Raw genomic sequence first — 13,013 nt, 5'->3', positions numbered from 1 at the left:
TCTAAAAGATCTTGCATTTTTACTGATTAGTAATCATTATCATTTAAAAATCAGTTTCGATATATCGTATTCACAAGACAAGAGGCTAAAAATGGCATCTACCCGTTACCCACAGCGCGTGCGTAATGACCTGCGCTTTCGCGAGCTGACGGTGCGCCGCGTTGAGCGCATCAGCGCAGGCTTTCAGCGCATTGTTTTAGGCGGCGAGGCGCTGGAGGGCTTTAGCTCCCGCGGTTTCGACGACCACACCAAAGTCTTTTTCCCGGCACCTGGCACCACGTTTGTTCCGCCGGTGGTCACCGATGAAGGCATCGACTGGGGCGACGGCGTGCGTCCGCAGGCGCGCGACTATACGCCGCTGTACGATGAGGCAAATCATGAGCTGTTGCTCGATTTCTTCATTCATGACGGCGGGGTTGCCAGCCGCTGGGCGGTCGAGGCGAAAGCGGGCGACAGGCTGACCATCGGCGGCCCGCGCGGTTCTCTGGTGGTGCCGGAGGATTACGCCTGGCAGCTGTACGTGTGCGACGAGTCCGGCATGCCCGCGCTGCGTCGGCGCTTAGAGAGCATTGTTAAACTGCCGGTTCACCCGGAGGTTCAAGCGGTAGTGACGGTCGGGGACGAATCTTACAAAGGCTATCTGGCGCACCTGAGCGAATTCAACATCAAATGGGTGGTGGGCCACAACGTGCAGGCGGTAGCGGACCATCTGGCGGCGCTGACCGTTCCGGCTGAGGATTACTTTATCTGGCTGACCGGGGAAGGGAAGGTGGTGAAAAGCCTGAGCCGCCAGTTTGAAACCGACTCGATTGACCAGCAGCTGGTGCGTGCCAGCGCATACTGGCACGCTAAATAATCAGGCTGCCGAATCCAGCTGCGCTTCGTTCACCTGATGTTCGAGCGAGGCGCGGACCTCGTGCAGCGCTTTTTCCTGCTGAGCAAAGTACGCTTCCATATTGCTCAGCGACGAGACCAGCAGCCAGGACTCCTCTTTTTCCAGCTCCGCCAGCTCGTGCACTAAGGTGTCGATTTGCTCGCGGACCTGCGCCATTTTTTTACGGATACGTTCCAGATCGTTCAGCCTGTCGCTTGCCATCAATGGCTCGAAGCCCTGCTGCAGGCGGGCCACCAGCGAGCGAATGGCTTTTACGTCGCCGCGCTGCTTCGCCTGGTTGAGCTGCACCATCATCGCGTTGGCTTCCTCTTTTAGATCGTCTGCGACTAAATCCGGATGGCAGAGCTTGCTCGCCTGCCGCCAGAGGCGCTTGAGCTCGTTCCGATCCTCTTCCGAGAGATCTTTCCCCTTACGCAGACGCACTTCGGCATCGTGATGTTGTTCGCGATACTTCTCGTACTCTTCGTTGGCCTCGTCGCGGGCCTGCCGGGTAGGCTCCTCTTCGCGCGTTAAGCCGCTCTCCAGCTCAAGCGCTTCGGCCAGCAGGTTGGCAATCAGATTACTTTGCTGCTCAAGATGCTTGCGCGCCTCAGCGGCCTGCACGGAGTCGGCCGGAAGGTCGCGCCAGCGCTGGGTGAGCGTAGCCAGCACCTCTACCGCCTGCGCCATATAGCGCTGGCAGCGACGGTAATCTTCCTCGCGACGACGCGCCTCCGCCTGCTGACGACGCAGGTTCAGCTCCGCCAGGGTTTTACGCAGGGCGAGGATCTGCTGCATCAGCGGGCCCAGCCGTGAAAAATACAAATCGTTGAACTCATCAAGCTGCTGTACGCGTGCGTTGCGGCGGTCAATCAGATCGCGCAGTCGCTCTTCCAGCGCCTTCAGCTCCAGCTTGCTGGCGGCCACCTGCGGATCGCGCCATTGGGTCACGGCGCGCTGGCTCTGCAGCCAGGCGGTAATGGCCGCCATCGCCGCGGTGTAGTTCTTTTGCTCAAGCATCACGACGATTGCCTGTAGCTCATCGTCAAACGCTTCATTTTTCAGGCGTGTCAGCTGGCTCTGGATGATGTCGTCATCTTCCAGTTCAATGGCATTTTTAATGATTTCTAGCCGTTTGATCGGTGTGCTCATGATGCCTTTCGCTTTGGCGCTTAAGTATTTGAGTTAAGGGTAGTTGTTGTAAAAGCTACAGGAAATAATACACACGGATGATGATCGGCGCGATGGGGGATTTCTTTAGATTCGCAGTTTGTGAGGTGGGGGAGTGAGCAGGAAGCAAAAAAGCAGGATGGTTTTGATTAATTCCGGTTCCAGTTCCAGCATTGTCACCACTGTCCGAGCTTCTGCTCAGATATTTCTTTGTGCAGACAAAAATTTCTGAAAACAGACAAGCCTTGTCTCGATTCCCTGGGCGATCGGCTATGGTGTACCCCGCATAATGATACGGTTAACCCCTTAGGTAAGAAATAAACATAATGACGAAAATTTTGCTTGTGGATGACCATCCGGCAATCTGCTTTGCACTCAAGGTGTTACTGGACAAAAATCCGGCTTTTACCGTGACGACTTCCTCCGGTGAGAACCTGCTGGCGCTGCTGCACCGTGAACTTCCGTCACTGTTGATCCTTGACCTTGAACTCAAAAATGCTGACGGGTTGGATCTTCTCCCGCGCATCAGGCACCACTTTCCGGCGCTCCGGGTGTTGGTGTACACCAACCAGCCTGCGGCAGTTTATGCGCCACGTACCTTACAGGCCGGCGCGAGCGGCTTTATTAATAAAAGCCTGGCGCTGGAACGTATTGAACCTGTTTGCCAGTTGCTGCTCGATGGTTATTACTGTTTTCCTGAAGGGATGTTTGCCAGCATGGCTGAAAAGTCGGTAGAAAAACATGAAGCCCAAACGCTCCTGGCCCGTTTTTCCGACCGGGAACTCGCCGTGCTGAACTATCTGAAACAGGGCGAGAGTAACAAGGAGGTGGCTGACAGGCTGGCGCTCAGTAATAAAACTATCAGCACCTATAAGGCGCGGATGATGAAGAAAAGCGGCGTTGAACAGTTTGAACAGCTGTTCGATCTTATTTCCCCATCAGAGCCAGACACGTGAATATTGTTTCCTTTATCCTGCTTTTTTGCCTCACATTTGCTGCGTCTGCCGCGCCACAGGAGGAATCCCTTCGCTTGCTGGCGCGCAGCCATGAAGAGGTCATTGAACCCGGGCTCAGCAGCAGCGAATGGCGCTGGGTGCGCGAACATCGCAAAATCCGCATGGCGGTCTGGGGGCCGATGATGCCGCCTTATGACATCACGACCGGGCTTAATGACTACGGCGGTATTAATGCGGATTTTACCGGGCTGGTGGCGGAAAATTTGGGTGTAGATATCGAGGTCGTTCGTTACCTCAGCTACGATGAGGCGCTGTCCGCACTTCGGGCGGGAAAGGCTGATTTTATTCCCCAGGCGGGAGCGAGCCAGCAAAAGCAGGGGCTACTGCTGAGTGTGCTATACAGTGACAACATCCCGGTGGAGGTGGTCAATACGGATGCCTCGCCAGATGATGTGGTCAAACGTATCGCCGTGTCGCCTGTCTACAACAGTCGCGATGTGCTGGCACGCTATCCTGGGGCCAGCATTGTGAACTTCTCCTCCTCGCGGCACGCTCTGGAGGCGCTGGCCTTTCGCAAAATCGATCTGTTCTTCAGCGATGCGATCAGCGCACGCTATCTGGCCAGTCAGTCTAACTTAAGCAATGTCAGCATTCGGTCGGTGGCGAGCACGTTCGATGCGTCAGGATTTTCCTTCGCCGCTATGCCAAAAATGGCGGTCTGGATCGCGATTCTGGACAAGATGCTCACGGCGCTGCCGGAGAATGCAAGCGTCGAGATCCACCGCCGCTGGAGCGGGGGGATCCCGCTCTCGCTGAGCGAGGAGCCGCCGCGCTACACTTCGCTTGAACATAAATGGATCAAAGAACATTCCCGGATACGCGTTGCGGTGGCGCAGGATAATGCCCCTGTTGCCTTTTTCAACGAGCGCGGCGAGCTGCGAGGCATTCTTGCCGATCTGCTGACCGCACTTCGTCTTCGCACCGGATTCACCTTTGAGATCCTCCGCTATTCCAGCCAGGATGCTGCCTTCAGGGCGGTTAACCGCGGTGAGGCGGATCTGATTGCCGGCGTGACTCAGGAAGGGATCTGGCAAGCGGAGCTGCTCACGACCCGAACCTGGCTGTATAACTCCTGGGTGATGGTGGGGCGCAAGCAGCAAGGGAAAGAGACGCGGCAGCCCAGAGTGGTGAGCCTGCGTGGAGAAGCACCGGATAGCTGGCTGGGTCGACAAAACAGTGGTCAGACGGCGAAAGTTGATACGTGGTGGCACGGTTTAGCCAGCGTGGTGCGTCATGAAAACGACCTGATGGTTGTGCCGCTGATCGTTGCCAATACTCAACTCACCCGTAACGAGTTTGCCTCGCTGAAAATTTTAGCCAGCATTGATACCGAACCGCTACGTTTTGCCTTTGGCACATCGCGGCAGGCCTGGCCGCTGATTACCATCCTCAATAAGGCGCTGATCAATATCCCGCCGGAAGATCTTCATGCCCTGACGCGCGGCGGCAATGCGGGAAATATGTTTGCCTCCGTGTCAACGTCGGCACTGTCAAAAGCGTGGCTGGCGGTGTTATTGGTTACAGGGGGGGCGCTGCTGGCACTGGTGGCATGGTGGATTTATAAGAGGCGACGCATCCGGCGGGCGCGCATCCTGCGCCTAATCCAGAAGCTGCGTGAGGCCAAACACCGTGCCGAGCGCTTGCGGCGCGGGAAAAGCACCTTCCTGGCGACCATGAGTCACGAAATTCGCACGCCAGTTAGCATCATCATCGGCATGCTGGAGTTGGTCATGAAGCGTCCTGACAATACCCTGAAAAATCGACAATCGATACGGGTTGCCTGGGATGCATCGCAGTCATTGCTACTGCTCATCGGCAACATCCTTGATGTGGAGCGCATCGAGTTTGGCCGTCTGGTGTTACGCCCGGAACGAGCCTCGCTGCGAACCCTGATAGAAAGCAGCGCACTGCTGTTTGAGGAGCTGGCGGCGCAAAAATCGCTGAAGTTTGTACTTGAGATGGACACGGAGCTGAAAGGCGATGTCCTGATGGATGTGGTGCGCTTTCGTCAGATCGTCATCAACCTGCTGGGCAATGCCATCAAATTTACCGACAGCGGTCAGGTAACGTTACGTGCGCAGCCGCAATGGCAGGACGGCAAGTTTATGCTGTTGGCGCTAACGATAGAGGATACGGGCGAGGGGATTGATGAAACGACCCGGCAGCGTCTTTTTCAGCCTTTTAGTCAGGGACCGAGCCGCAATTTGGCGCAGGGGAGCGGGCTGGGGCTTTATATTTGCCGGCAGCTCGCCGATATGATGGGAGGAAGCCTGGATTTAGACAGCGCACCAGGGGAAGGCACTACGGTGACGGTGACGCTTAAAGTGCCGATGATGGATCCGTTGCCGCAGAGAGAGGTTGATGCTTCTTCACCACCAGGCAAACGCGCCGCGCTGACCATTATGGTGGTGGATGACAACCCGGTTGGACTGATGCTGCTCACCCAGCAGCTTGAATGGCTTGGGCATCAGGTTAGCCCTTATGACAGCCCACACGCGCTGCTCGACAACCTGACAACCCTACAACCGGATGCCGTTATCAGCGACTGCAACATGCCAGGGATGAGTGGTTATGAATTGTCACGCATCATTAATGAGCGTTATCCGGATGTCATCGTACTTGGGATGACCGCCGATGCACGAGAGTCTGCCCGGGATGCGGCGCGAGAGGCGGGCATGAGTAATTGTATCTTTAAGCCGGTCACGCTGGCGGCGCTGGAAGAGCTGCTGTTACCGCTGCGACCGGCTGGTAAATCTCCTGCTTTGTATCCCACACTGACGCTGCCCGCAGCGCTGCTCGATGATAAGCATCTGGTGTCGTTTCTGGAACTCCAGATCGCGGTGATCGATGAGACACTGTGCGATATTGCTCGCTGGAGAAACGATCCCGATACGCCATTGGCGGAATCTCTGCATCGGCTGCGGGGCGGTATCCAGTTGCTCGGGGAACAGGCGCTGGAAGCGCTTTGCCTTGAGCAGGAGCGGGTCGTCGACAGTGATGGTGTTCGCCAGCTTGAGGAGCATATTCTCAACCTGCGTGCAGCGTTACAGCACTGGCGAGATACGGGAGTACAACCGAGGAAGACCGTCCTACAGCAGAATGAGGACGGGCGTACAGCGTAAGCCTACCTGCCACTGGGATACTCTTTTGTTCGAGGAAATTCATAAATAAAGGAGATATCCCAATGAAAAAATTAGCATCTGCACTGGCTGTTATCGCATCTGTTGGTATGTTCACTTCAGCTCAGGCTGCTGAAAGCTGCACCGCGAAAGCAGCCGCGCTGGAAAAAGAGATCCGTATTGCCCAGCAGTACGGCAATACCTATAAAGTTAACGGCCTGAAAAAAGCGCTGGCAGAAGTCAAAGCACACTGCACCCCGGCAAGCGTTCAGGCTGACGCGCAGAAAGAAGTGAAGAAGCTGGAGAAAAAACTGGCTGAGAAACGTGACGATATCGCCGAGATTCAGGCCGATCTGCGTGAAGCAAAAGCCAAAGGTGACAACAAGAAGATTGCTAAGTACCAGCGTAAACTGTCAGAAAAACAGAACGAGCTGAGCGGTATCCAGCAGGAGCTGAGTGCAGCTCGTGCATCCCTGCAAAAATAATCTTTTTATGTAAATCAGGTGAAGAGGCATTTGCCTCTTCACCTTTTTTGCATTGCCTGCTGCTATGACATTACTTCGTATTTTGTTATTTATGCTGCTTTTCCCGGCAGCAGAGAGCCACGCGGCCATTAAAAAGACGTGGATTATCCTCAATAACGTCTATAAAGGGTCGATCTCATTCGATGTCTCAGCCTCCGGACCTTGCCTTAGCCAGCCGCTGATGGAGGAGTGGGGCGTGCGGGATGCAGTGATTGCACGTCTGGAATGGGATGCAAAAGGCTGCCTGACGCCCCAGTCTGCTGAGGCATTTAACCTCAAATACTGGTATCGCCCGGATGCACAGTTGCTCACGCTGCTGTTCCCCGACGAGGCGATAAACCCGCAGCAGAACGGTGTCAGCACCAGTCGCTGGGACGATGGTATCAATGCGCTGTTTGTTAACTATCGTCTGGATGCGGATAACCGTCAGGCGCAGTACAGCTGGGAACATTCCGGAACCGATGCCATGCTGGCGCTGGATAATGGTCTCAACATCGGCCCATGGCGACTGCGTTATCAAAACACCTTCTGGCGTGAAAGAGACGGGCAGCACGGCTCGTACAGCAATGCTATGTCACTCTGGCGCAGCATTACGCCGCTGCGTTCGCGTCTGACTTTTGGCGACAGTAATACCTCTTCAAACCTGTTCGACAGTTTCGCTTTTCGCGGTGCGACGCTTGCCAGCGATGAGGCGATGTTCCCCGATAGCTGGCGACCGTATTCGCCCTGGATTAACGGCTATGCCCGCACGGAAGCGGAGGTGACAATTCACCAGAACGGGGTGCGCGTGTACCGTATTCACGTTCCGCCTGGACCGTTTACCATTCGGGATTTTTATCCACCAAATCCGGATGGCAATCTGGAAATGACCATTCAGGAGAGTGATGGTACGGAGCGTACTCGTCTGCTGCCCTATTCCAGCATGCCTAATCTGGTGCATCAGGGGTTGTTCAGCTATGAGCTGGCCACGGGACGTTATAAGCCTTTTCACGGTATTGAAAGGGATAAAGATCGTTTCTGGCAAAGCACGGTTTCGTGGGGGATCGCACCGCAGGTGACGGTGTTTTCGGGGCTGCAGCAAGGAGATGACTACTTCAGTTATGTCGCAGGTTTTGGCGGGAATTTAGGTCGGTGGGGCGCATTTTCGGGGGATATCAGCTCGGCACGATACACGCTAAATGAAGAGACGCTTCGCGGTAAGGTATGGCGTTTGCGTTACGCGAAAGCATTTTTTACCACTGAAACCAGCCTCAATGCGCAGTTGCAGTGGTATCCGCGCGCAGAGCATTATCGGTCATTCGAGGAGAAGATCGCGCAGTCAGCGCAATCTGGCTACGGCTGGGATGATGGTATCACCCAGCGCGTACTTCGTGGACAACTGGAGCTTAATCAGAACATCAGTGAGGACTCCAGCCTGAGTCTGTCCTGGCGCTGGTTGAGATCGCGCGACTCTGATTCCGCTAATCAGGGAGCCACGCTGAGTCTGAATACTACCGTACACGACATTGATCTGAGCCTGTACGGGGGCTATGACCGCTATGGCAATAATCCAGATGAGACCACGGTGGGGATCACTGTCAGCGTGCCTGTTTCCCTGTGGGGAACAACAAGTAATATCGGCTATGTCACCGAACTGGCAAGCCGGGGTGAAGACAGTCACGGCATCAATGTCTACGGTTCCGCGCTCAATGATTACAGCCTGCGTTACGATCTGCAGGCCATGCACACCGTGCATGGCAATGACACGCTGTCGGCGAACATGGGCTATCAATACAATGCCGGGGAAGTCAACCTCAGTACGGTGCGGGGAGGAACCCGGCGCGATTATCATGCGGATGCCAGCGGCAGCCTGTTGTTCCACAGTGGAGGCGTAACGCTGGGGCAGCAGCTCGGTAGCACCGTGGCGCTGGTGGAGGTGCCAGACTCTCCGGGCGTAGGCTTTTATAATCAGTTTGGTTCAACGACGAATGCAAAGGGTGAGCTGTTGGTCAGTTACCTGACGCCATGGCGAATCAACCGCATTACGGTCGATAGCCTCAGCATGCCGGAAAACGCGACGCTGGAGGTGACGGAAATGGAATCCGTGCCGACGGAGGGGGCGGTTGTGCTGCTGCGTTTCCCACAATCTGTAAGCGATTGAAATGTCGTTGAAAAGATCAAAAAACAAGACCAATCCCTACGTAAAATTACCTGGTAAAATGCGTAATCACACGAATAGTTTGCTTGTGCCGGGCTGCTTATTATCCCTCTCACTGACTGTTTTTCCTGACATCGACGGACGACAGTTCGCCGTGCGGAATATTTTTTCAACGGAGTATAGATGAAGATGAAAGCTATTGTAGTCGCCCTGCCGATCGCGATGATCCCGGCTACCGTTCTGGCGGCAAATACGGAAGAAGGGTATTACGGTTCCGCAAAATATCTCCAGGTTGAACAACGTGCAAAGGAGATGGATACCAGCGCACGTCCTGGGGTAGGGCAGTTTGTGGGCGGTAAAGAGAAAGAGCACTTTGGCGGCGCGGCGATTGCTGCGGGCTATCAGTTTGGCAACGGCTGGCGTACAGAGGGTGAATATACCTTCAAACAAAAGACGGAGTACACCAGCGGCTCCAGCACATTCGCTAATAGCTTTAATCACCTGCAGACTGAAACTGAACGTCTGATGCTGAATGTCTATCGCGATTATGAATTGGGCTACGGTGTGTCTGTTTACGGTACTGCTGGGCTTGGCGTGAGTAAAATCAAAGCGGGCGGCTGGCAGGGTAACGCCGGACGTGAATATGCCTCGACAACACAAAGCAATCTGACTTATGCGTTAGGGGCGGGCGTAAGCTACATGCCGGTTGAGCGTCTGTATGTTGATCTGGGCTACCGTTATATCGATATGGGTAAGATCGAAAGTGGGTATAACAACTTTACTAACGCGCGTGGCTTAAAAGACGAACAGATGAAAGCGCATATTGTCTCTAATGAATTTACCCTTGGTATGCGTTATGTCTTTTAACCTGTTGTAAGTTTTTACTGTCTTTAAAACAGGGCCAACGCCGCGTGAATGCGGCGTTGGCTTTGATGAGTGGTCATATATTAACCATAAATCACAATGGTTACCGCTTGAAAGTATCCCAGGAAAAAGAAAAGGGCCGACGATTTCTCGTCAGCCCTTGCGGTGTCTGGTGGCCCCTGCTGGACTTGAACCAGCGACCAAGCGATTATGAGTCGCCTGCTCTAACCACTGAGCTAAGGGGCCGTGGCGGTGAATTATAAAGTAACTCCCCGCAGCAATCCAGCCATTCACTCCTGCTTGCTGTTTTTATAAACAACGCATAATCAATCCTTTATACTTCCATAACGATGTATCAGTGGGAGTAAAGATGATCAACGATATTCTTGCACCTGGCCTGCGGGTCGTGTTTTGCGGTATCAACCCAGGAAAGTCCTCTGCGCACACCGGTTTTCACTTTGCCCATCCGGGAAATCGCTTCTGGAAGGTGATCTACCAGGCCGGGTTTACCGACAGATTACTCAAGCCCGAAGAGGAGCAGCACCTGCTGGATACACGCTGCGGCATTACCATGCTGGTCGAGCGGCCGACGGTACAGGCGAGCGAGGTAAACCTGCATGAGCTGCGCAGCGGCGGGCGAGAGCTGGTGAAGAAGATTGAAGACTACCAGCCGGCCGCGCTGGCGATCCTCGGCAAGCAGGCCTACGAGCAGGCGTTTAGCCAGCGTGGAACGAAGTGGGGCAAGCAGAGCATCATGATTGGCGTTACGCAGGTGTGGGTGCTGCCGAACCCGAGCGGGCTCAACAGGGCGACGCTGGATAAGCTGGTGGAGGCGTATCGGGAACTGGATGAGGCGCTGATGGTGCGGGGGCTGTAATCCTCTGCGGCCTGATGCCCTCACCCCACATGACTGAGGGATCCCCACCACGTTATGGCAGCACGGAACAGTCCCCTCGCCCCTACGGGGAGAGGGTTAGGGTGAGGGGAATATACGGCCGTGGTGGTCATTCCGTTCACTTTATCTTCCTTGCTACTCTGTCACGACATGACCTGTGAACGTGCCAGGGTGGCTCAGTCGCCACCACCCTGGCGACCCGGGCTCCCGGCGGTAAATCGCCGCTTCGCGGTGCCCTCGGCTTATTCCTTCCGGCTTATCGGGGACGGGCGGAGGTAACGTCCCTGTAAAGCCCGCCCTCTCGGCGCATCCATGCGCCTCGCCCCGGCCGGAAGGCAAACGCCTCAGCGATTTACAGCCGGATCAGAGCTTCGCTGAAAGTCTTCACTCGTTCTGAAACAAGGTTATTGCTTCTGCTTATAAATTACTGGGGAGCCCACAGTACAAAGAGAGAGGGAATAAACAAAAAAAAGCTCCCGATTGGGAGCTTTTTCACTGTCAGGACAGATTAGTCGTCCAGGAAGCTACGCAGCACTTCAGAGCGGCTTGGATGACGCAGCTTACGCAGCGCCTTCGCTTCGATCTGACGGATACGTTCGCGGGTAACGTCGAACTGTTTACCCACTTCTTCCAGCGTGTGGTCGGTATTCATATCGATGCCGAAACGCATACGCAGAACTTTTGCTTCACGGGCGGTCAGGCCAGCCAGAACGTCGTGCGTCGCGGCACGCAGGCTCTCGGTGGTCGCAGAGTCCAGCGGCAGCTCGAGGGTGGTATCCTCGATGAAATCACCCAGATGCGAATCTTCATCGTCACCGATTGGCGTTTCCATGGAGATTGGCTCTTTGGCAATTTTCAGCACTTTACGGATCTTGTCTTCTGGCATCAGCATGCGCTCGGCCAGCTCTTCCGGCGTCGGCTCGCGGCCCATCTCCTGCAGCATCTGACGGGAGATACGGTTGAGCTTGTTGATGGTCTCAATCATATGCACCGGAATACGGATGGTGCGCGCCTGGTCTGCGATAGAGCGGGTAATTGCCTGACGGATCCACCATGTCGCGTAAGTAGAGAACTTGTAACCACGACGGTATTCAAACTTATCTACCGCTTTCATAAGACCGATGTTGCCTTCCTGAATCAGATCCAGGAACTGCAGACCGCGGTTGGTATATTTCTTGGCGATAGAGATAACCAGACGTAAGTTCGCCTCAACCATCTCTTTCTTGGCCCGGCGGGCTTTCGCTTCACCGATGGACATGCGACGGTTGATGTCTTTAACCTGCTCGATGGTCAAGCCGGTCTCTTCTTCAATCTGCTGCAGCTTCTGCAGACCACGATAAACATCGTCCTTCACGTCGTGCAGTTTTTCAGACCACGGCTTGTTCATCGCGATAGCCGCGTTGAACCAGGTTTCGCTGGTTTCGTTGCCGGTGAAGAGGGTGATGAAGTTCTTCTTCGGCATTTTGCACTGCTCAACGCACAGCTTCATGATGATGCGTTCCTGGGTACGTACGCGATCCATCATCACGCGCATGCTGTTAACCAGGTAGTCGAACTGTTTTGGCACCAGGCGGAACTGTTTGAATACTTCAGACAGCTTCAGGATCTCTTCCTGAGCGGCGGCATGGCTGCGGCCTTTCGCTTTGATGGTGTCACGCGTCACTTCGTACTGGGTGCGCAGCTCGGCAAACTTCTCACGCGCCAGTTCCGGGTCGATGCTGTTATCATCGTCCGCGCTGTCGTCGTCTTCTTCCTCATCTTCGTCTTCGTCGTCATCCATCTCTTCCTGAGACAGTTCAGAACCGACATGAGTGGCGGTAGGCGCCATATCTTCTTCAGCGTTCGGGTCGACAAAACCGGTGATCAGGTCAGACAGGCGCGCTTCTTCCGCTTCAACGCGATCGTACTGCTCCAGCAGATAGGTGATCGCTTCCGGGTATTCGGCAACAGAACACTGTACCTGGTTGATCCCGTCTTCGATGCGTTTTGCGATGTCAATTTCGCCTTCGCGGGTCAACAGTTCAACGGTACCCATTTCGCGCATGTACATGCGGACCGGGTCAGTGGTACGCCCGATTTCAGATTCCACGCTGGACAGTACCTGTGCAGCAGCTTCTTCCGCATCTTCGTCAGTGTTGTTGGAGGTTTCAGCCAGCAACAGATCATCGGCATCCGGTGCTTCTTCCATCACCTGAATGCCCATGTCATTGATCATTTGGATGATGTCTTCGATCTGGTCTGAATCGACGATATCTTCCGGCAGATGGTCATTGACCTCGGCATAGGTCAGATAGCCTTGCTCCTTACCGCGTTGGACAAGAAGTTTCAGCTGTGACTGCGGGTTTTGCTCCATAAGACGGTATCCACACTTAATTCGTTTGATTGGTGTCGGCGATGGGGCTGCCAACCTTTAA

At 54.7% G+C, this 13,013-nt stretch carries 9 protein-coding genes and 1 tRNA gene; 7 read left to right on the top strand and 3 right to left on the bottom strand.

Going from position 1 to position 13,013, the window contains the following annotated elements; all coding sequences use genetic code 11:
- The first annotated feature begins 91 nt into the window (after positions 1–91).
- A complete protein-coding gene (locus HBM95_19725; GenBank protein NIH45138.1) occupies positions 92–856 on the top strand; it encodes a siderophore-interacting protein in 765 nt (254 codons plus the stop codon).
- Here the strand turns inward: HBM95_19725 and HBM95_19720 are convergent, their stop codons facing one another.
- The gene (locus tag HBM95_19720) at positions 857–2,026 is read right to left on the bottom strand and encodes a DNA repair protein (protein ID NIH45137.1); all 1,170 of its coding nucleotides are present in this window, start codon (positions 2,024–2,026) and stop codon (positions 857–859) included.
- A gap of 344 nt (positions 2,027–2,370) precedes the next feature.
- On the opposite strand from HBM95_19720, the gene HBM95_19715 reads away from it, so the two are divergent.
- The 5 genes from HBM95_19715 (at position 2,371) to HBM95_19695 (ending at position 9,707) form a co-directional block, all read left to right on the top strand.
- A complete protein-coding gene (locus HBM95_19715; GenBank protein NIH45136.1) occupies positions 2,371–3,000 on the top strand; it encodes a response regulator transcription factor in 630 nt (209 codons plus the stop codon).
- Positions 2,997–6,182 carry a transporter substrate-binding domain-containing protein gene (locus tag HBM95_19710; GenBank protein NIH45135.1) on the top strand — a complete coding sequence of 1,062 codons (3,186 nt, stop codon included), beginning with the start codon at positions 2,997–2,999 and terminating at the stop codon, positions 6,180–6,182. Before HBM95_19715 ends, HBM95_19710 begins: the two co-directional genes overlap by 4 nt.
- Positions 6,183–6,244: 62 nt before the next feature.
- Positions 6,245–6,664: a DUF1090 domain-containing protein gene (locus HBM95_19705; protein NIH45134.1), complete on the top strand. Its 420-nt coding sequence runs from the start codon at positions 6,245–6,247 to the stop codon at positions 6,662–6,664.
- A gap of 91 nt (positions 6,665–6,755) precedes the next feature.
- Positions 6,756–8,843, top strand: coding sequence for a fimbrial biogenesis outer membrane usher protein (locus tag HBM95_19700; protein NIH45133.1), 2,088 nt, complete (start codon positions 6,756–6,758; stop codon positions 8,841–8,843).
- 180 nt (positions 8,844–9,023) lie between these two features.
- Entirely contained in the window at positions 9,024–9,707 is a 684-nt protein-coding gene (locus tag HBM95_19695) for a porin family protein (GenBank protein NIH45132.1), read from the top strand.
- A gap of 167 nt (positions 9,708–9,874) precedes the next feature.
- On the opposite strand, the gene HBM95_19690 is transcribed toward HBM95_19695, so the two are convergent.
- Positions 9,875–9,950 (bottom strand) — tRNA-Ile (locus HBM95_19690).
- Positions 9,951–10,074: 124 nt separating this feature from the next.
- Between HBM95_19690 and mug the strand changes: the two genes are divergently transcribed.
- Positions 10,075–10,581 carry a G/U mismatch-specific DNA glycosylase gene (gene mug / locus HBM95_19685; GenBank protein NIH45131.1) on the top strand — a complete coding sequence of 169 codons (507 nt, stop codon included), beginning with the start codon at positions 10,075–10,077 and terminating at the stop codon, positions 10,579–10,581.
- A 526-nt stretch (positions 10,582–11,107) separates the two neighbouring features.
- On the opposite strand, the gene rpoD is transcribed toward mug, so the two are convergent.
- Positions 11,108–12,952 carry an RNA polymerase sigma factor RpoD gene (rpoD, locus tag HBM95_19680; GenBank protein ID NIH45130.1) on the bottom strand — a complete coding sequence of 615 codons (1,845 nt, stop codon included), beginning with the start codon at positions 12,950–12,952 and terminating at the stop codon, positions 11,108–11,110.
- Between the last annotated feature and the right edge of the window lie 61 nt (positions 12,953–13,013).

It is taken from the genome of Enterobacter asburiae, assembly GCA_011754535.1.
In the GTDB taxonomy this organism is placed as follows: domain Bacteria; phylum Pseudomonadota; class Gammaproteobacteria; order Enterobacterales; family Enterobacteriaceae; genus Enterobacter; species Enterobacter cloacae_N.
Note: the sequence above shows the minus strand (reverse complement) of the source record. Positions and strands in the feature narration are given on the sequence as shown.

Bases quoted from the DNA above. Each gene is read 5' to 3' on its own strand.
- HBM95_19725 (NIH45138.1), top strand. From the start codon at position 92: ATGGCATCTACCCGTTACCCACAGCGCGTGCGTAATGACCTGCGCTTT.
- HBM95_19720 (NIH45137.1), bottom strand. From the start codon at position 2,026: ATGAGCACACCGATCAAACGGCTAGAAATCATTAAAAATGCCATTGAA.
- HBM95_19715 (NIH45136.1), top strand. From the start codon at position 2,371: ATGACGAAAATTTTGCTTGTGGATGACCATCCGGCAATCTGCTTTGCA.
- HBM95_19705 (NIH45134.1), top strand. From the start codon at position 6,245: ATGAAAAAATTAGCATCTGCACTGGCTGTTATCGCATCTGTTGGTATG.
- HBM95_19700 (NIH45133.1), top strand. From the start codon at position 6,756: ATGCTGCTTTTCCCGGCAGCAGAGAGCCACGCGGCCATTAAAAAGACG.
- HBM95_19695 (NIH45132.1), top strand. From the start codon at position 9,024: ATGAAGATGAAAGCTATTGTAGTCGCCCTGCCGATCGCGATGATCCCG.
- mug (NIH45131.1), top strand. From the start codon at position 10,075: ATGATCAACGATATTCTTGCACCTGGCCTGCGGGTCGTGTTTTGCGGT.
- rpoD (NIH45130.1), bottom strand. From the start codon at position 12,952: ATGGAGCAAAACCCGCAGTCACAGCTGAAACTTCTTGTCCAACGCGGT.